General features: G+C 40.5%; 11 protein-coding genes. 3 read left to right on the top strand and 8 right to left on the bottom strand.

Translation table 11 applies throughout. The features are described from left to right. Positions 1-91: 91 nt before the first annotated feature. The 4 genes from PQ456_RS00475 to PQ456_RS00460 all read right to left on the bottom strand — a co-directional run bounded on the left by PQ456_RS00475 (position 92) and on the right by PQ456_RS00460 (position 4846). Positions 92-1693 (bottom strand): CTP synthase, encoded by a 1602-nt coding sequence (locus tag PQ456_RS00475; protein ID WP_204827335.1) that lies wholly within the window; start codon positions 1691-1693, stop codon positions 92-94. 276 nt (positions 1694-1969) lie between these two features. Next, entirely contained in the window at positions 1970-2515 is a 546-nt protein-coding gene (gene rpoE / locus PQ456_RS00470) for a DNA-directed RNA polymerase subunit delta (protein WP_273614364.1), read from the bottom strand. Positions 2516-2698: 183 nt separating this feature from the next. Further along, positions 2699-4378 carry an arginine--tRNA ligase gene (gene argS / locus PQ456_RS00465; RefSeq protein WP_273614363.1) on the bottom strand — a complete coding sequence of 560 codons (1680 nt, stop codon included), beginning with the start codon at positions 4376-4378 and terminating at the stop codon, positions 2699-2701. 30 nt (positions 4379-4408) lie between these two features. After that, a complete protein-coding gene (locus PQ456_RS00460; RefSeq protein WP_273614362.1) occupies positions 4409-4846 on the bottom strand; it encodes a YwiB family protein in 438 nt (145 codons plus the stop codon). A 272-nt stretch (positions 4847-5118) separates the two neighbouring features. Between PQ456_RS00460 and PQ456_RS00455 the strand changes: the two genes are divergently transcribed. Then, positions 5119-5697, top strand: coding sequence for a TetR/AcrR family transcriptional regulator (locus PQ456_RS00455; RefSeq protein WP_273614361.1), 579 nt, complete (start codon positions 5119-5121; stop codon positions 5695-5697). Between the two features lie 2 nt (positions 5698-5699). Continuing rightward, a complete protein-coding gene (locus PQ456_RS00450; protein WP_273614360.1) occupies positions 5700-6779 on the top strand; it encodes a DUF418 domain-containing protein in 1080 nt (359 codons plus the stop codon). A 70-nt stretch (positions 6780-6849) separates the two neighbouring features. Here the strand turns inward: PQ456_RS00450 and PQ456_RS00445 are convergent, their stop codons facing one another. Both PQ456_RS00445 and speE read right to left on the bottom strand, forming a co-directional pair. Further along, positions 6850-8055 (bottom strand): WD40/YVTN/BNR-like repeat-containing protein, encoded by a 1206-nt coding sequence (locus PQ456_RS00445; protein WP_273614359.1) that lies wholly within the window; start codon positions 8053-8055, stop codon positions 6850-6852. 161 nt (positions 8056-8216) lie between these two features. Beyond that, positions 8217-9047, bottom strand: coding sequence for a polyamine aminopropyltransferase (gene speE, locus PQ456_RS00440; protein ID WP_273614358.1), 831 nt, complete (start codon positions 9045-9047; stop codon positions 8217-8219). 170 nt (positions 9048-9217) lie between these two features. On the opposite strand from speE, the gene PQ456_RS00435 reads away from it, so the two are divergent. Then, entirely contained in the window at positions 9218-9859 is a 642-nt protein-coding gene (locus PQ456_RS00435) for a DNA-3-methyladenine glycosylase (protein WP_273614357.1), read from the top strand. A gap of 32 nt (positions 9860-9891) precedes the next feature. Here PQ456_RS00435 and PQ456_RS00430 read toward each other — a convergent pair whose 3' ends face one another. After that, a complete protein-coding gene (locus tag PQ456_RS00430; RefSeq protein ID WP_273614356.1) occupies positions 9892-11916 on the bottom strand; it encodes a putative bifunctional diguanylate cyclase/phosphodiesterase in 2025 nt (674 codons plus the stop codon). Between the two features lie 163 nt (positions 11917-12079). After that, entirely contained in the window at positions 12080-21028 is an 8949-nt protein-coding gene (locus tag PQ456_RS00425) for an S-layer homology domain-containing protein (protein WP_273614355.1), read from the bottom strand. Positions 21029-21076: the final 48 nt, after the last annotated feature.

Here is a 21076-nt window from a genome sequence, read left to right as displayed (position 1 = left end):
ATAAAAATATGTCACTTTGATGTATTGCAAAAAAAGACGATTTCTTCCTCTATAGTGAGAAAGAAATCGCCTGTTATCGATCTAGTATATATTAACCTTGATGCTTAATAGAAGCTTTGACAAATTCACGGAATAACGGTTGTGGACGGTTCGGACGAGAAGTAAATTCTGGATGGAATTGTACTGCTAAGAACCACGGATGTTCAGGAACTTCTACGATCTCTACCAGTCTACCATCTGGAGAAGTACCAGAGATTTTCATACCCATTTGTTCAATTTGTTCACGGTATTGATTGTTGAACTCGTACCGATGACGGTGACGTTCATATACCAATTCTTCTCCGTAACATTCCATCGCCAGTGAACCTGGTTGCAATTTACAAGGATATAAGCCAAGACGCATAGTGCCGCCTAGATCTTCAATATCTTTTTGCTCTGGCAATAAATCAATTACTGGATAAGGAGTAGCTGGATTAATCTCAGAACTATTCGCTCCTTCTAATCCTGCAAAAGCACGAGCGTATTCGATAACCGATACTTGCATACCCAAGCAAATACCAAAGTAAGGAATGCTACGTTCGCGTGAATAACGAATTGCACTGATTTTACCTTCAATACCACGATCGCCGAATCCACCTGGAACCAGAATACCACCTACACCACCAAGTAATTCGTGTACGTTCTCGTCAGTGATTTCTTCTGCATTAACCCAGCGCAATTTCACGTCAGCATTTGCATGATATCCTGCATGTGACAACGATTCAACCACACTCAAGTAAGCATCATGTAAAGCTACATATTTACCAACAATCGCGATCTCAACTGTTTTTTCCAAGTTTTTGATACGATTAAGAAGGCTTTCCCATTCTGTCATATCCGGTTGAGGAGTATCTAGTTTGAGATGATTGACAACGATCTCGTCTAGACCTTCATCACGTAAATTAAGTGGTACTTCATAAAGAGAAGAAGCATCACGACATTCTACAACTGCATTTGCATCAATATCACAGAACAATGCAATTTTGGCTTTCATATCTTCAGATAATTCATATTCTGTACGACATACAATCACGTTAGGTTGAATACCGATACTGCGTAATTCTTTAACGCTATGTTGAGTCGGTTTTGTTTTTACTTCACCTGCTGCTTTGATATAAGGAATCAAGGTAACATGAATATACATTACATTTTCGCGACCTACATCGCTTTTGATCTGACGAATCGCTTCAAGGAACGGAAGGCTTTCGATATCACCAACAGTACCACCGATTTCGGTAATAACAATATCAGAACCAGATTCGCGACCTGCACGGAATACACGCTCTTTAATTTCATTTGTAATATGTGGGATAACCTGTACTGTTCCACCCAAATATTCACCACGACGTTCTTTGCTAATTACGGAGGAATATACTTTACCTGTTGTTACGTTACTATTTTTGGACAAGTTAATATCGATAAAACGCTCGTAATGTCCAAGATCTAGATCTGTCTCTGCGCCATCATCTGTTACGAATACTTCGCCATGTTGATAAGGGCTCATCGTACCTGGATCGATATTGATGTACGGGTCAAACTTTTGAATCGTTACTTTCAAACCTCTGTTCTTTAACAATCTACCAAGTGATGCTGCTGTAATCCCTTTGCCGAGTGAAGATACAACTCCGCCTGTTACAAAAATATACTTTGCCACTGTATGACCTCCTAATTATTTTCCAGAAATTCCGGCGATATATGGGGGGGTTACACAGCCCCTTTTCCTTATAAAAAACAAAAAAAGTGACACCCGTAGCTACGGGGCACTTTTATTTATTACAGCATTTGAGAAAATGCGTATACGTTTAGTTATAGGTTTAAATGATAAGCCCAAGCAATAGTTTACTCTGTATCTTTGTACCATGTCAAGACATATCCGCAAGAAAAAAAGCCTGCCTAAAACAGGCAGACTTTCATCGTTCTTTATTCAAGATTACTCTTTATTGTCTTCTTCTACATATTCTTCATCTTCGTCTTCATCGTCGTCATCGTCATCTTCGTCGTCGATAACAAGATCAGCTTTGTCTTCATCGTCATCTTCGCCGTCAACAAAGATATCATCAGAATCTTCGTCTACTGCATCGTAGTTCTCATCTTCTGTTTCATCTGCATCAACAACATCTTCGTTGTTGAATTCTTCGTCTTCGATATCATCATCTTCTTCATCGTTGATGATACGAGGGCGCTTCGCATTCGCGATTGGATCTTCTGCACGCTCAAGCGGATACCAACGTTTAAGACCCCATAGGTTAGTACCTACACATGCAAAACGTCCATCTACATTAATTTCAGTATATAGTTGAGCGATATACTCATCAGTTTGTTCTTTAGTAAAGCCACGTAGTTCTGCAACTTCCTTCATAAGGTCACGATAATATAGAGGCGTATTGATTTTTTTCAAAATAGCAACAGCCAAATCTACCATCGGAATTTCGTGTACCTTTTCCGGATCGATTTTTAATTCTTGCGGTGTACTCACTTACGGACACTTCCTCTCGGATCCATTTTCACGCTTTATTATTCACGTTTTTTCGCACAAAAAATGCAAAATGCTGAGTTAAGTAAAACCTATTTATCAGCAAAAATCAAGTTTTTTACAAAAAATCGGAAGTTTTGCGTGTTTTGAGATATAACGTTCTAGATTTACGACAATATCTGACGATTACATACGTTCTGGAGCAGATACTCCAACAAGGCGAAGTACGTTCACGATAACTGTACGAACGCTGCCTAATAGAGCTAGACGAGCAGCCGTTTGTGCTTCATTATCTGTCAATGTACGCTCTGCTTTGTAATAGCTATGCATCATAGATGCTAGCTCGTATACATAGCGAATCAGGCGATGTGGCGCATAGTTATCAGCAGCTAGCGCTATTTCTTGAGGCAATTCGCCCATTTTGTGCAATAGATTATACTCATGCTCACTTGTTAACAAGCTGTAATCAATCTCAGACAATGGAGGTAATTGAATACCTTGCTCTTCTGCTTGACGATAAATACTACAGATACGTGCATGTGCATATTGAACATAAAATACAGGATTTTCATTCGATGTTGAAATCGCTAAGTCCATATCAAAATCAAGATGAGAATCAATACTGCGCATTGTGAAGAAGTAACGAATAGCATCTACGCCTACTTCTGCCATCAAGTCTTCCATCGTTACCGCTTTACCTGTACGCTTGGACATCTTAACTTTTTCGCCATCTTGGAACAGACTTACCATTTGTGCGATCAATACGACTAATTTCTCAGGATCGTTACCCAATCCTTGCATCGCTGCTTTCATCCGTGGAATATATCCATGATGATCAGCACCCCAGATATTGATCATTTTATCGTAACCACGACCGTATTTGTCTTTGTGATAAGCGATATCCGGTGTCAAATACGTGTACGTTCCATCATTTTTGATCAATACACGGTCTTTATCGTCGCCATAAGCAGTCGTACGAAGCCATGTTGCACCATCAAGTTCGTAGACTTCTCCGCGCTCACGTAGCTCGTCTAATGCATCCAGTACTTGACCTGTCTCATAAAGAGATGTCTCACTAAACCAGATATCAAACTTCACACGGAACGCTTCTAGATCACGTTGGATTTTTTGCAATTCTTTTTCCAGACCATATTGACGGAAAAAGGCAGCACGTTCTCCTGGTGATTGGGATAGTAAGCGGTCGCCTTCTTGCTCTACTAACTCTTTGGCAAATCCTTTGATATCTGCACCATGATAACCATCTTCTGGCATAGCTGCATCTTGACCTAGCTCTTGCAAATAACGTGCTTCAATAGAGCTACTTAAATTCGATACCTGATTACCTGCATCGTTAATATAATATTCACGGGTTACTTGATAGCCTGCAAAGTCAAAAATATTACACAATGCGTCGCCAAAAGCAGCTCCACGAGCATGTCCTAAATGTAGACTTCCTGTTGGGTTAGCACTGACAAACTCAACTTCTACTTTTTCCCCTTTGCCATGCTCAATACGACCATAATTTTCACCTTGCTCTGCTACCACTTGAATAACCGGGTACAGATAACTTTTGTTCAATGTGAAATTGATAAATCCAGGTCCTGCGATCTCTGCATGTTCAATATCGCCTTGTTGAAGATCAAGATTAGCGATAATATCTTCTGCGATCTGACGAGGATTCTTTTTAGCGATTCGAGTTAATTGCATTGCAATATTGGTTGCTAAGTCTCCGTGCGCTTTGTCTTTGGGCACTTCAAGCACCACTTCTGGTACTTCTTCACTGCTTACAATATTCGCTGCGATTACCGCTGCATGCACAGCTTCTTTTACTGCACTGCGACTTTGTTCCAATGGATTACGTGTCATCTTCTACTGCTCCTCCTGTGTTCGCATGGCTCACATTTCTGCTACTTCATGTGTATCCAATGCCTGTATATGTAAACTGATCTTAAATGTCCCTGTAAGCTCTTCGTGCACATACAATTCGTATTCCCAGTTTACACGTCCAAGATGTCCATCTAGCGCTTGTGTCAATTGTGTAGTGTGTGTCAAAAGTGTAAATGTCGTAAACGGTGAACGGTACGAACCCGGCAATCGCTCTTCTTGACGAAAAGTCTGATCCGATTCTACAGCACCACGTCTCATAACTTTCACTTCGTGATCATCGATCTTCACGACAGTACGAACTTCCTGCTGAAGAGTATCTGCGGATTCGGTGTAACGAATATATAAACTGCTGCCTTTTTGAAAAGCCTGCCCGATAAATTGAGTTGTGCTTAGCTCTCCATCTTGATCGCTCTGCAATGTCAATTGTACCTGATTGAATTCAGTCATAAGATCCAGCTCCATTTTTGATGATGCGCCATGTTAGCTTGTTGAATATAGAACATTTTCACGATTAATTCAATAAGCTCAATCTTTTCTATTGTACCATTATATTGAACCGTACGTAGAGATTCTGAGCAAAAAAATCCGTTTTTATAGCCAAATGCGTATTTTGTTATCTTCATGAATAGTTTAACAATTAGCGATTGAAATTTAATTTCTTTTGTTATAAACTAATTTTACCTACCGGTAAGTAAAATAAAAGGAGTCATGATATAACTATGGTTAAAAAGTCGACTTATGCAGACATTTTAGAAATTGCGTATCGTTTATTTGCTGAACATGGTTTTGATAAAACCAGTATGTCTATGATCAGTAAGGAATTGAAAATGACCAAACCTGCTCTTTATTATCATTTCCCCTCTAAAAATTCTATTATTGACGCTTTATTTAATGAAATTTGCCAGAGTATTAGATTTGAATATTTTTTTGATATTACCAGCTATACCAAGCAAAATTTTGAGCAACAGTTTATAAATGATGGATTAAAAATCTTAGCTGCTCAACAGACAGACGAATATTATGCTCGAATTATGAATCAGTACCAAGCACTCGGTTATCGAGAAGTGCATTATGCTCAGACATTGATAAATATTTTGGAAGGATTTCAGACAGGTTTTGAAAAGTTACTACAATACGGGGCTTCTTGCGAAGTTGTTCATACTCAAGATCTTTCTCTAGCCGCTCAAACGCTCACTATGATTATTGATGGTATGGATAACTTTGTAGGCTATGGATTCCATTACAGATACGAGGATATTTGGATTAAAACGGTTCAGACTATTATCAAAGGAGATTAAACATGAATACTAGGCTTTCTCGTATTGTAGCTATAGATTATGCAAGAGCACTGGCGATTTTGGGTATGATTATTGTTAACTACAAAATAGCGATGGAAGCCACTCAGAGTCATTTGACATGGCTCAACTTATTTACAAGAATCTTTGAAGGGAGAGCCTCAGCGTTATTTGTGATCTTAGCAGGGTTTGGCATTTCTTTAATGACACGTCGAGCCAGAATATCTAAGGAGTCTACACTAATACGTAAAAATCGCCAACAATTGTACTACCGTTCATTATTTTTATTGATTGCTGGATTCGTATTACTGCTTGTAGGTTGGAATGCAGATATATTGCATTATTATGCTGTATTTATGATTTTGGGTTCGTTACTCATTACGGCTTCAGATCGTCTACTGGTACGATTAATTATTCTGATTTTAGTGAGTTCGCAGTTATTTCTAATCGTTTTTAATTACGGTAAAGGCTGGGATTCTTCTTTTCATGAATATATAGATTTCTGGACGCTCCAAGGATTTTTTCGCAATCTATTTTTAAATGGATTTCATCCTCTTTTTCCATGGTTCAGCTTTTTTCTAATCGGTATGTGGTTGGGACGTAAAGATTGGACTTCTCCGCAGTATCGCAAAAAGATATTCTTGTTATCATTAACAGGTACTTTTATCTTCGAAATCATTTCGTATCTATGTATTCGCTTTTCGTCTCCATGGTTAGATTATGAATCAGCCACCTACTTATTCACTACCAAGCCTATGCCACCTACTACCCTATATATTTGTTCTGCCACCTGTTCAGCTTTATGTGTATTGACTGCTTGTTTTTATATTGTTGATAAAACGAGTCAATTCTGGTTAACAAGAAGCTTAATCTCTACAGGGCAACTTTCTCTTACGCATTATATCGGGCATATTTTGATAGGGTTAGAATTTTTGCAATTGATTGGATACTTAGAAAATAAAAATGTAGTGTTTTCTACGTGTTATGCATTTTTGTATTTTGTAGTTGCGCTGATCTTTTCTTCCTTTTGGCGTAAACGAGTAGATCGAGGTCCTATCGAATTCATTATGCGTAAATGTTGCTAAACTTCATCACAACGAAGTAGATAAAAGCCAAAAGCAACCTATCTAAAAAGACAGATTGCTTTTGGTTATATTAATTATTATCTTTTGCTGTAAATTTTAATGTAGCAGACCATGTTTTACCGCCATCTTTGGTCATATAGATCGATGGTGTTAAAGAATCGGTAACAGCAAGATAGCCTACATTTTGACTTAAAAATGAAATGTTAGCACTGCTACCGTCGATTGTAGCCGGCATATTTTTCCACGTTTTGCCGCTGTCTAACGATCTTCCGACAGCTACTTTACCACCTGCTGGTGATCCACCTGCAAGATACGCTATTGTATTACCTACAAATTGCATATTACCTGGTTGTCCACCTGGCTGAGCAGGGCCTTCACCATTACCTAAAGCGCCTGTACCCGGTGCTTTACCGCCACCTGCTGTCGATTGTCCAAACACTTGACGCCAGCTTGTACCGCTATCTGCACTGGCATAGACCGAATACGATACTTGAGACATTCCTGATCCACTGTATAAGATTGCCCATACTTGCTTGCCACTAGCATAAATTTCGCCGCCAGATACTTCAAGCGAACCTACACTAAGCGAAGTTGTCCATTTGTTTCCGCCATCAATCGTTTGCATAATACGGTATCCACTATTGCTACCAGATACTGTTTTGACTACCCATCCTGTGTTGCTATCCTGGAAATAACCACCGCGTGTATTAGCCGGTGTAGGGATCGCTGTCCATGCTGCTCCACCATTAATCGTTTTGTATACACCTGATGTGGTATATGCAAATCCAGTACTTCCAGATTTTTTATCGATTTTGGTAAAGCGAAGATTTCCGTTATATGGCTTTTTCCAAGTCGTACCGCCATCGGTTGTCGTTAAAAAGATAGGTTTTTGTCCAGAAGCAGCGCTTGCCAAAGCCCAACCTTGTGTATTACTTGTAAATTCAATCTGACTAAACTGCCATGTACCTGTATAAATCTTCTGCCAGTGACATCCACCGTCAGAAGTACCGATCAAAAATCCATTGCCTGCTACTCGGCCTGTTGTCTGACTCAAAAAGTCGGTATCGGTAAAATGAATATCTTCTTGGATACTAGATGAACGTCCTTGTTCCAATTGAGATTGCAGCGTAGTTCCATTCACATCGCATACTTTAGACGTTGCCGCAGATGCAGGCGTTCCACTCAATCCAACCATTCCTAACAACAATACAAATGCCATCATAATACTAAGTGATGGATACGATCCATATTGAAAACGATTATCTTTCATCTTCATATATTCAGCCTCCTAGAATATGTTACATACATGGAATATTAGTCTATGTACTATAGTATTAACCTTAATCATATAAAAAGAAGACCTGTCTTCTTCTATATTATATAAAAGAGGATACAGATCTTCTTAATCAACTTATAAATACGTACAATCTATAATCCTTATCTGCAAAGGTCTTCTACAAATTTAGGCAACACAAATGCTGCTTTGTGTAGACGTGGTGTATAATATTTGTTGCTTTCCATTTCAGGGATCGCTGTCTCGTCGACTTGAAGTGGATCATGTACTTTGCTACCCATTGTAAATGTCCATAGACCACTTGGGTATGTTGGAATATTCGCACCATATACATGTACGATCGGGAAGATTTCTTTAACATCTTTGTTTACTTGTTGAATAAGCTCTGCTTTGAACCAAGGGTTGTCTGTTTGCGCTACAAAGATACCATCTTCTTTAAGTGCTTCATAGATACCTTGATAGAATCCACGCTCAAATAGTGGCGCAGCAGGTCCTACAGGCTCAGTAGAATCAACCATAATAACATCATATTTATTTTTGCTTTCGATAATGTGCATATAGCCATCATTCACCAATACTTCAACACGCGGATTGTCGAGTTCTCCAGCGATTTCTGGTAGGTATTTTTTGGAATATTCGATCACTTTACCATCGATTTCAACCAATACCGCTTTTTCCACTTCAGGGTGCTTCAAGACTTCACGAATAACACCACCATCGCCACCACCTACAACTAATACGTGTTTAGGATTAGGGTGTGTGTTTAATGCAGGGTGAGCGACCATTTCATGATAAACGAATTCATCTTTAACTGTAGTCATTACCATGCCGTCTAGTACAAGCATGCGTCCGAATTCTTCCGTATCGATCATCGCTAAATCTTGAAATTCTGTTTTTTCAGTTACCAGTGTCTCACGAATTTTAGCTGTAATGCCGAATACCGGCGTTTGTTTTTCGGTGTACCATAATTCCATATTTATTACCTTCTTTCGCATATATTTATCGGAATTGGAAAGGTCGATGTTACCACATTCATTTCGCATTATACGCGATATAACCCTAGACTGCAAAAGGAACTTTAAACCGATTTGTACAAAAGGATACGTTGCCAAAATATCTTACATTTGAAAAAGGAGTCGATTCGATGAACATCTCAGACATTGTCCAAATGAAGGCACTTGATGCGGCTCCACGTCTACTCGGTCAAATCATTAGCCGGATTACGCCAGCAGGTGAAATACGTTGTCGGATCATCGAGACAGAGAGCTATGGGGGCGCTGAAGATAAAGGCAGTCATGCTTACGGTAATCGGCGTACTGCTCGTACAGAAATGATGTTTAGACAAGGAGGTACTTCGTATGTGTATCTCATTTACGGTATGTATCATTGTGTAAATGTAGTTACTGGTGATGTAGATGATCCGCAAGCGGTATTGATTCGTGCGGTAGAACCTGTATCAACACGAGATGAACAATTGATGCTGCAATTAAGACCGACTGATTCACGTCGGATTCGTAATTTATCAAATGGGCCTGGAAAGCTCTGTCAGGCATTAGCGATTGATAAGTCTTTAAATGGTCTGAATCTGTTAGCTAGTGGGGGTCTGCTTCGCTTAGAACAGTCACCTGATTTGGAGCAACATCCATTGGAAATTGAATGTGGCCCACGTATTAATATTGATTATGCCGAAGAATATGCAAGCAAGCCGTGGCGCTTTTATATCAAAGATCATCTCTATGTCTCTGCCAAAAATTCGACGCCCACTTCACTATTATTGGATTCTTGATACAAAAAAAGATGTCGCTTCATGCAGAATAGTTACTCTGCTAGCGACATCTTTTTGTCTATCGACTGTATCCATTGATCCATCTGTGAAATGGTCATCGGTCGGCCATAATAATACCCTTGTATCACATAACAACCTTTAGATTGTAAAAATTCGACTTGAGCTTGGGTCTCTACCCCTTCTGCCACTAAGTCTAAATTGAGATTATCAGCGATCGCTACAATGGTACTAATAATCGCTTGCTTGGAAGCGATATCGCTTTTGCGAATAAAAATCTGATCGATTTTGAGAATATCTATCGGAAGTTCATCCAAAATACCTAATGATGAATATCCTGTTCCAAAATCATCTAAAGAAATTTTTACTCCAAGTTGTTGAATATACTGCAACTGTTCTACCGTTCCTTCGATACCATCCATCGCAATCGATTCTGTGATCTCCAATTCCAAATAGCGAGCTTCGATACCTGTCTCAGCAATGATTTGTTCTACCCGATTTGCAAATCCAGGACATTCGAACATACGCGCGGACATATTAACTGAAATAGGCACGTAGATATGATGCTGTTTTTGCCAGATCAAGTTCTGTTGACAGGTTTCTTCTAACATCCAATTCGTAATAGGCATAATCAAGCCAGTTTCTTCAGCTACAGGAATAAATTCAGCCGGAGATACCATACCTAATTCTGGATGGTTCCAACGTAATAATGCTTCCATTCCTGTCAGACGATTATGCATCGAATCCCATTTAGGCTGATATACAATAAAAAGCTGTTGACTTTCAAAAGCTCGCCGCAGATCATTTTCAAGCTCCATTCTCCGAATCTGACGACGATTCATATCTTCACTAAAGATACTGTATTTGTTTTTGCCTGAATTTTTGGATACATACATCGCTGTATCGGCTGCACGCATTAAAAAAGAACGTTCATATCCATGTTGAGGTACTAGAGCAATGCCTATACTGACAGTTATAAATAATTCAATACCGCCCAATTGATATGGTTTTTTAACAACATCTAGAATATGTTCTGCAAGTTGTTCAATATCTTTGGCGATTCCCTCGCTAGTCGCAATCAAAAATTCATCGCCACCCAAGCGAAACACAATCCCTTGATCCACCATACAAACTTTAAGCCTTTGGGCTACCTGTACTAATAATTCATCTCCAATATCATGCCCGAGTGTATCATTAATCGATTTGAAGCGGTCCAAGTCTAGAAATAAGACTGCGCCTTCTTTTTGCAGTTTAAATTCTTTTTCAAAATAACGCTGTAAGCCGTGACGATTAGGCAATCCGGTTAAAGGATCACTGTAAGCCATCCGTTCCAAAATATGACGTTCTACAAAAATCGCTGCCCACGAAATCGCCAAAATCAAAAAAGTCACTACGGCTACTCCTGTAATCAAAAACAGTTGTCCTTTCATTGACTCATCAGTGGAAGCCGTATGAGTATAATGAAATTGCGCTGCCGCCATACCGGTATAATGCATACCTGATATAGCAAAACCCATTACGATCGCGCTATACAATTTCCACAGGCTAAAATTAGGTCGACTGCGAAAACGCCGAAATAAAAATAAAGCAGCATAAGAAGCTCCCAAAGCTACAAGTACAGATAGCATCAAGTAGAAGGGATTATACGTAATATCTGCATCCATCTGCATCGCCGCCATGCCGGTGTAATGCATCGTTACGATTCCTATGCCCATGGCTGCTCCACCGACAGCTATTTTCCATAATCGCATCACTGAATCTAAAGTTACATAAAAGGCAATCAACGAAGCAGTGATGCTGGCAAAAGCAGATAAAAATGTAGTTCCAACATCATAACGAATATTTACACCTGTATGAAAAGCCAACATGCCTACAAAATGCATAGCCCAGATTCCGCCACCCATGACAAAAGAACCTGAACTCAACCATATAATTTTATGCGTACCTCTCGATTGAGAGACTTTATTTGCCAGATTAAGCGCTAAATAAGAAGCGAATATCGAAATGATTAATGATAGTACTACAATTTCAGTATTATAATGAATATCCATATGTTCCATACTCATCCTCCTTTCAAACGACTCTCTACTTATATAAAACGGTTATTTTCCTTGTTTTAGTTATAGTAAATTATCCCAATTTTTATTTTAAAAAAATAGATGGCAGATTCTGTTACGAATCATACCATCTATTTGTTAATAAAAAGATATCACTCCACTGTAGTTATTCTGTGATGTTGAAGTGTGTTGCCATTTTGTCCATTAAACGTGAAATCGTCATAGCTGCTTCTGCACGTGTTGTATTATCTTTTGGTGCAATCTGTCCATTTGGTCTACCTTGCATAATACCTTCGTTTACAGCTGTAGCAAGGCTGTTTTTAGCCCAATTGGATGTGTTGTTGCGATCTGTAAATGGTGTAAGTGCCTGGTTAGCATCTGCTGCAAATGAAGTAGACGGCTCCAAGTAGCTTAATGTGTTATTAAGAATATTCGACATTTCTTCACGTGTAATCTGTTGATCTGGTTGATATGAATCGTCTGTATATCCTTTAGTGATACCCGTAGCGGATACAGCATTAATCGCATTGTAGTACCATTTATCAGGTGCAACATCTGAATACGTTACATTGTCAGTACTAGACGATACTTGTAATAAGTTACTAATCATTTGTGTGAATTGTGCACGCGTAATCAAGGCATCTGGATTATACTGATTATCGCCTACACCATTTAGAATGGACAAGTCTTGTAGTCTATTAATCTCTGATTCTGCCCAGTGTCCACTCACATCATTAAAGTTTTGTTTATTTGTCGTTACTAAAGTAACTTTTGTAGTATTATCTAGCTCTACATCTGTCGCTTCTCCACTAGCTGCTTCTACAGCATTGTCAGCTGGTAGTGTTACTGGTTCTTCTACAGCAGGCACTGGTGTATCTACTGTAGCAGCAGTTACTGGTGCCGGTATTCCTAGAACTCCTGGTGTACGATTAGAACCTACATTATCGTCATCATCCGATGTTCCAGGATTCGTTGGTGGATTGGTTGGCGGCGGTGTTTCTCCTTCACGATAATTAATCGTCTGAAGTACACTTGTATTGCCATTACGATTCAGTGTAATTACCAATTGTCCTTCAGAGGCTGGAAGTTGAATATTAAGATTTCCGTTACCATCTGCTCCAATCGTAATCGTTCCTAGTTGTACTGTACCTTGCTCATACACATCGCTTTGTACAGTAACAATATCCCCGGCTTGTAGACCACTCAATTGAATAGTTCCTTGCGTTCCTTGTACATCAACCAAATTGACAACTGGGGTTGGTGGTGTAGTAGGTGGAACTTCAACTCCATTGTATGGCAATGTTCCTATTTCGGTTTCCGTTCCATTGATGGTTACTCGTACCGACAGTTCACCTTGTGCATTCGGGAAGGTAAACGTTAATACCGCTTCTCCGTTTGCATTCGCTGTTCCTGTTGCAAGTACTTCATTCGCATCACTATAGATTGAAATCGTGTTGCCTACTGTTACTCCACTTACCGTCACTGTTCCTTGATCTCCATTGATCGTTGTTAGGTCAGCGGCTGGGGTTGGTGTCGTTGGAATATCGATTCCGCTGTATGGTAATGTCGCAATTTCCGTTTCCGTTCCGTTGATGGTTACTCGTACAGACAGCTCGCCTTGTGCATTCGGGAAGGTAAAAGTTAAAATAGCTTCTCCGTTTGCGTTCGCTGTTCCTGTTGCGAGTACTTCATTGGCATCACTATAGATTGAAATCGTGTTACCTACTGCTACTCCACTTACTGTTACTGTTCCTTGATCTCCATTGATCGTTGTTAGGTCAGCGGCTGGGGTTGGTGTCGTTGGAATATCGATTCCGCTGTATGGTAATGTCGCAATTTCCGTTTCGGTTCCATTGATGGTTACTCGTACTGACAGCTCGCCTTGTGCATTCGGGAAGGTAAACGTTAATACCGCTTCTCCATTTGCGTTCGCTGTTCCTGTCGCGAGTACTTCATTGGCATCACTATAGATTGAAATCGTGTTGCCTACTGCTACTCCACTTACTGTTACTGTTCCTTGATCTCCATTGATCGTTGTTAGGTCAGCGGCTGGGGTTGGTGTCGTTGGAATATCGATTCCGCTGTATGGCAATGTCGCAATTTCGGTTTCCGTTCCATTGATCGTTACTCGTACAGACAGTTCACCTTGTGCATTCGGGAAAGTAAACGTTAATACCGCTTCTCCATTTGCATTCGCTGTTCCTGTTGCAAGTACTTCATTCGCATCACTATAGATTGAAATCGTGTTGCCTACTGCTACTCCACTTACCGTCACTGTTCCTTGATCTCCATTGATCGTTGTTAGGTCAGCGGCTGGGGTTGGTGTCGTTGGAATATCGATTCCGCTGTATGGCAATGTCGCAATTTCGGTTTCCGTTCCGTTGATGGTTACTCGTACAGAAAGTTCACCTTGTGCATTCGGGAAAGTAAAGGTTAATACCGCTTCTCCGTTTGCGTTCGCTGTTCCAGTTGCGAGTACTTCATTCGCATCACTATAGATTGAAATCGTGTTGCCTACTGTTACTCCACTTACTGTTACTGTTCCTTGATCTCCATTGATCGTTGTTAAGTCAGCGGCTGGGGTTGGTGTGGTCGGAATGTCGATTCCGCTGTATGGCAATGTCGCAATTTCGGTTTCCGTTCCGTTGATGGTTACTCGTACAGACAGTTCACCTTGTGCATTCGGGAAAGTAAACGTTAATACCGCTTCTCCGTTTGCGTTCGCTGTTCCAGTTGCGAGTACTTCATTAGCATCACTATAGATTGAAATCGTGTTGCCTACTGCTACTCCACTTACTGTTATTGTTCCTTGATCACCTGCAATATCGGTAATCGCAGCACCTGGTGTTGGTGTGGTTGGAATATCAATTCCACTGTATGGTAGTGTAGCAATTTCGGTTTCCGTTCCATTAATCGTTACTCGTACGGACAATTCTCCTTGTGCATTCGGGAAAGTAAATACGATCTGGGCAGATCCATTACTTCCTGCTACTGCTGTTCCTAGAACGTTATTATCTTCGTCATACACTTTGACTACTTCACCTACAGCTACTCCGGTAATGTTCACTGTTCCTTGATCACCTGCAATATCGGTAATCACAGCATTAGGAGACGGCGTGGTTGGAATGACCACTCCACTATATGGCAATGTGGTAATTTCGGTTTCCGTTCCATTGACCGTTACTCGTACCGACAATTCCCCTTGTGCATTCGGGAAGGTAAATACGATCTGGGCAGATCCATTACTTCCTGCCACTGCTGTTCCTAGAACGTTATTATCTTCGTCGTATACTTTCACGACTTCACCAACAGCTACGTCTGTAATGTTCACTGTTCCTTGATCACCCGTAATATCAGCGATCACAGCAGCTGGTGTTGGTGTCGTTGGAATGTCGATTCCACTGTATGGCAATGCAGCAATTTCGGTTTCAAGTCCATTTACGGTTACTCGTACGGACAGTTCTCCTTGAGCGTTCGGGAATATGAATGTTAATGTTAACTGCCCACTTCCATCTACTGTTCCTGTAGCAAGCACCTCATTAGCATCACTGTAAATAGTAACTGGAGAGTTTGCTGTAACTCCAGTAATATTCACTGTTCCACGACTACCAGTAATATCAGTAATCACAGCATTAGGAGACGGCGTCGTCGGAATATCAATTCCGCTGTACGGCAATGTGGTAATTTCCGTTTCCGTTCCATTCACTGTTACTCGTACGGACAATTCTCCTTGTGCGTTCGGGAAAGTAAATACGATCTGGGCAGATCCATTACTTCCTGCTACTGCTGTTCCCAAGACATTGTTATCTTCGTCGTATACTTTGACCACTTCACCTACTGCTACTCCGGTAATGTTCACTGTTCCTTGATCACCTGTAATATCGGTAATCACAGCACTAGGAGACGGCGTAGTTGGAATATCGATTCCGCTGTATGGTAGTGTAGCAATTTCCGTTTCGGTTCCATTCACTGTTACTCGTACCGACAATTCTCCTTGTGCATTCGGGAAGGTAAAATCGATCTGGGCAGATCCATTACTTCCTACTACTGCGGTTCCTAAAACATTATTATCTTCGTCGTATACTTTCACGACTTCTCCTACAGCTACTCCTGTAATATTCACTGTTCCTTGATCACCTGTAATATCGGTGATCACCGCACTTGGTGTTGGCGTGGTTGGAATATCGATTCCACTATAAGGTAATGTGGCAATTTCCGTTTCCGCTCCATTGATAGTTACTCGTACGGACAGTTCACCTTGTGCATTCGGGAAAGTAAAGGTTAAAATAGCTTCTCCGTTTGCATTCGCTGTTCCTGTTGCGAGTACTTCATTAGCATCACTATAAATCGAAATCGTGTTGCCTACTGCTACTCCACTTACTGTTACTGTTCCTTGATCACCTGCAATATCAGTAATCGCAGCACCTGGTGTTGGTGTCGTTGGAATATCAATTCCACTATATGGTAGTGTAGTAATTTCCGTTTCCGTTCCATTCACCGTTACTCGTACGGATAGTTCTCCTTGTGCATTCGGGAAAGTAAATACGATCTGGGCAGATCCATTACTTCCTGCTACCGCTGTTCCTAGAACGTTATTGTCTTCGTCGTATACTTTGACTACTTCACCTACAGCTACGCCTGTAATGTTCACTGTTCCTTGATCACCCGTAATATCAGCGATCACAGCAGCTGGTGTTGGCGTTGTTGGAATATCGATTCCGCTATAAGGTAATGTAGCAATTTCGGTTTCCGTTCCATTTGTAGTTACTCGTACGGATAGTTCACCCTGAGCGTTCGGGAAGGTAAATATGATCTGGGCAGATCCATTACTTCCTGCCACTGCTGTTCCTAGAACGTTATTATCTTCGTCATACACTTTCACGACTTCGCCTACAGCTACTCCTGTGATATTGATAGTTCCTTGATCACCTGCAATATCGGTAATCGCAGCACCAGGTGTTGGCGTGGTTGGAATGACAACTCCACTATATGGTAGTGTAGTAATTTCGGTTTCCGTTCCATTCACCGTTACTCGTACGGATAGTTCACCCTGAGCATTCGGGAAGGTAAATACGATCTGGGCAGATCCATTACTTCCTGCCACTGCTGTTCCTAGAACGTTATTATCTTCGTCGTATACTTTCACGACTTCTCCTACAGCTACGCCTGTAATATCTACAGTTCCTTGATCACCTGTAATGTCGGTAATCGTAGCAGCTGGTGTTGGTGTGGTTGGAATATCGATTCCACTGTATGGCAATGTAGCAATTTCGGTTTCGGTTCCATTTGTCGTTACTCGAACAGACAGTTCCCCTTGAACATTCGGGAAAGTAAAGTTCAAAATCGCTGTTCCGTCTGATCCAATTGTAGCTGTACCTAATACTTGATCATCATCGCTGTACACTTTTACAATATCGCCTGTTACACCATTAGCAATATCAATTGTTCCTTGTGCACCATCGATATCAGATAATACAGCTGTTGGTGTCGTTGGATTTACTGGAATTGGGATACCTTGATAATCAAATGTGTTTACTGTTGTTTCTACTCCATTTACAACTGTACGAACAAACAATCTACCTTGAGCTTTCAAAAATTTGAAATTAATGATCGCTTGTCCATCGATATTAGCTACTCCTGTACCTAATACTTGATCATCGTCATCGTAGACTTTAGCTGTTTCTCCTTCAGTCATACCGATCACTGTGATTACTCCATCAACACCTTGTACTTGCGTGATCTCTGCTGTAGGTGTATCTGCGGGTGGAGCTACTTCTTCCGCTATATAATTAACATTTACAAGATTACTATTAATTTGATTACGAGATAAAATAACAGATACTTGTCCACCTTCAGGCAACAGAGCAAGTTGGATAGTCACTAATCCGCTACCATCGGCTAATCCTGTACCCAAAACAGTATTATTGGCATCTAGAACCCAAATCATATCTCCAGATTGCACATTACTTACTTTGACTGTATCGTTGCTACCAATATTATTAATCACTTGTACATCTGCTGCTAATAAAACTGGACCAGGTTCAGTCAGATACACAACAGGTGTAGGCACACTGTCTATATTGCTATGCGTATTTATCGCTGAAATCGTACCGCCTGTTGGATTTAAAGTAAGATTGATAGTGACATCTCCAGATGACGTTACTGTTCCTGTACCTAAAATTGATCCTGCTTCAGATATAGTGACTTTATTACCTTCTGGTAAGCCAGTAACAGTCACACTATCTGCATTGCCGGCATTATTGAGAACAGTAATCGCTGCGGCTGGGATAGGAGGTACAATTTCTGTTGGATAGTTTACAGAGACTGGCTGACTTTCTAATCCTAAATATTCTAAAGTAGCACTGACAGAGCCACCAGTTGGTATTAATGTTAAGTTGATAACAGTATTACCATTGGCTGGAGCTGTTCCTGTACCGATAAGATCTGAGCCAGAATAGATATTTACTTTTTGACCTTCGTCCAAACCTTCAATAGTTACGGTATCGTTATCACCATAATTGTTAGCTGGCACTATATCTTCTGAAGGAATAGCTGGTATTAAAACAGCAGCATATCCAACCTGAATCGCTGTACTTTCTATCGTGTTGCGAACCAGACTTACACTGATTACACCACCGTTAGGTGCCAAATCTGTATTTACTTTTGCTAATCCATTTGCATCAGCAGGACTTGTACCAATTAGTGTACCGTTAGCATACACATTGATAATATCTCCTGATTGTAATGCTTTGACAGTGACTGAGGAGTTGCCTGCAATATCATTCACAATAGCTACATTTTCTTGTAAAAGAGCAGCTACTACTTCTGTCGTATAGTTTGCAAGCGTAGGTGCACTTTCGACTCCATTACGAATCAAAGTCACTCCCACCGTACCACCAATCGGCAATAAAGTTGTATTTAATGTAGCTTTGCCATCAGCTTGTACAGTTGCAGTTCCTAATAATGATCCTGCTCCATACACATCAATACTATCGCCTGCTGTTAAGCCACTTACTTGCACAATATCGTTATCGCCCGAATTATTTGTCACTAAAATAGCATTAGCAGAAATAGCAGGAGTCACTTCTGCTCCATAAATCACTGTTGACGCAATACTTTCTACTCCTTGATTTGTAGTCGTTACGCCAATCGTTCCTCCAAGAGGTACCAACGTAACATTTAATAATGCAGTTCCTTGAGCATTAACTACACCTGTTCCAATTACACTTCCATTGCCATATACGGTTACAATATTTCCCGCAGTCTGTCCAGTAATTTGAACAGTATCCGAGTTACCAGAAGCATTGTTTACAGTAATATTAGCAACTGGAATAGCAGGTACAACAACGCCACCATATGGAATCGAAGTCGTTACACTATCAATCCCATTTCGTGTAATGCCTACTCCAAGGCTACCACCTAAAGGATTAACAGCTACTGGAATAGCAACAGTTCCTGTCACTCCAGCGGTTGCAGTTCCCAAAACAGTACCATTTCCATAGACTTTCACAATATCTCCATTGGTCAAACCACTAATTGTTGCTGTTGCGTTCCCTGCAACAATAGGAGAAAGTGAAATCTGATTAGTTAGTAGTGGTGTAACCACTTCTGCCAGATAACTGACTGCTGTTGGAGCACTATCTACTCCATTATGATTCAAACCGATATTTACACTCCCACCGATAGGAGTTAATACTACTGGAATTGTCACAGTACCTTGAGCATTGACGGTTCCTGTACCTAACAAACCATCAGCATTGTATACATTAACAGTATCGCCTGCCAATTGACCTGTTACGACAACCGTATCTGAAGTATTACCTGAACGATTGTTCACCTGAATATTAGCTGATCCAATAACAGGAACAGTAATCGAAGGGTAATTGACTGTTGTTGCTGCGCTTTGTAATAATCCTTGCTTGATTGTGACACTTAAACTGCCACCTGTAGGAGCCAAAACAACCGGCAAACTTAGGCTACTTGTTGTTGCTGGAGCAGTAGCTAATACGGTATTCCCTGAAGAAACCGTAACGATATCTCCTACTGTCAAACCACTTACTTTAACCGTAGAAGTACCTCCATACGAATTGGTTACTGTAATATTGCCAGAAACGATAGGTGGAATAACCTGCGCTCCATAACTTACTGTAGTTGGAGTACTTTCAATCGTATTTCGTTTTAAAGTAACACCTACGCTACCCCCATCAGGAGTTAATGTAGTCGTTACAGTAGCAACTCCACTTGCGTTTGCTGTAGCATTGCCAATAGCTGTTGTACCATTATAGACAGTGACTACATCTCCAGCACTTACACCTGTAACGGTCACTGTATCTTGATCGCCATATTGATTATCAATAGCAATATTAGCGGCTGGAATAGAATTTAGTACAGCACTACCATACGTAAAAGATGTTTTAGTACTTTCAGCAGTACCTCGAACCGTACTAACATTGATTGTGCCACCACTTGGAACTAGCGTTGCTGCGATAACGGCTGTTCCTTGCGCATTGACGACTCCAGAGCCTAGCAATGTATTGCTAGTGTTATAAACAGAGATAGTATCTCCTTGAGTCTGTCCTGTAACTTTAACCGTTGAAGAACCGACGACTACATTGTTCACACTGATCTGTGCAGAAGAAGGGGCAGTAGGAGCAGGAAGTATAGTAAAGGTTCCTTGCTGTGTTGCACTGCCTATAGAAACATTTAATGTATTTTTAGAAGTTCCGGTAAATTGATAATTACCAGCGGCTGGTAATATTTTATTATTGAGGGTCAACGTTGTAGAAGGTAATAAAAGAAGAGCTGCGGTAGTAATCGTAACTGTTTGTCCATTATTCGTAATTTCACTAGCTACCAAATTTCTACCGTTAATCTGGTCAGCTGTTGTTGCTTTAATTCCGGCAGGTAAAGTATACGTGATACTGCCCAGAAGACTAATTACATCTCCTAAATTATAAGTAACACTCAAATTAGCTGATTGTCCCACAACTTGTACTCCATCAGCAGAAGTAATAGTCATCGAACCTGCAGCTGCACTTGCGTACCGAGGCAAGCCTGTAAAAATCAAAGTTACGATTAAAAATACTATAAAAACCGAGTAACTCCGTTTCTTCATATTTTTCTCCCCTTTTGTTTTAGTTAAATTGCCTGTCGCAACAAATAA

Origin of the sequence: Paenibacillus kyungheensis (assembly GCF_028606985.1) — a bacterium.
Classification (GTDB): Bacteria; Bacillota; Bacilli; order Paenibacillales; family Paenibacillaceae; genus Saccharibacillus; species Saccharibacillus kyungheensis.
The sequence above is the reverse complement of the archived record's forward strand: the minus strand, read 5'-3'. Positions and strand labels throughout refer to the sequence as shown.

What these genes read in the sequence shown, in the direction of transcription:
- PQ456_RS00460 (WP_273614362.1), bottom strand. Translation starts at nt 4,846, where the DNA reads ATGACTGAATTCAATCAGGTACAATTGACATTGCAGAGCGATCAAGAT.
- PQ456_RS00430 (WP_273614356.1), bottom strand. Translation starts at nt 11,916, where the DNA reads ATGGAACATATGGATATTCATTATAATACTGAAATTGTAGTACTATCA.
- PQ456_RS00455 (WP_273614361.1), top strand. Translation starts at nt 5,119, where the DNA reads ATGGTTAAAAAGTCGACTTATGCAGACATTTTAGAAATTGCGTATCGT.
- argS (WP_273614363.1), bottom strand. Translation starts at nt 4,378, where the DNA reads ATGACACGTAATCCATTGGAACAAAGTCGCAGTGCAGTAAAAGAAGCT.
- PQ456_RS00435 (WP_273614357.1), top strand. Translation starts at nt 9,218, where the DNA reads ATGAACATCTCAGACATTGTCCAAATGAAGGCACTTGATGCGGCTCCA.
- PQ456_RS00450 (WP_273614360.1), top strand. Translation starts at nt 5,700, where the DNA reads ATGAATACTAGGCTTTCTCGTATTGTAGCTATAGATTATGCAAGAGCA.
- PQ456_RS00445 (WP_273614359.1), bottom strand. Translation starts at nt 8,055, where the DNA reads ATGAAGATGAAAGATAATCGTTTTCAATATGGATCGTATCCATCACTT.
- speE (WP_273614358.1), bottom strand. Translation starts at nt 9,047, where the DNA reads ATGGAATTATGGTACACCGAAAAACAAACGCCGGTATTCGGCATTACA.
- PQ456_RS00425 (WP_273614355.1), bottom strand. Translation starts at nt 21,028, where the DNA reads ATGAAGAAACGGAGTTACTCGGTTTTTATAGTATTTTTAATCGTAACT.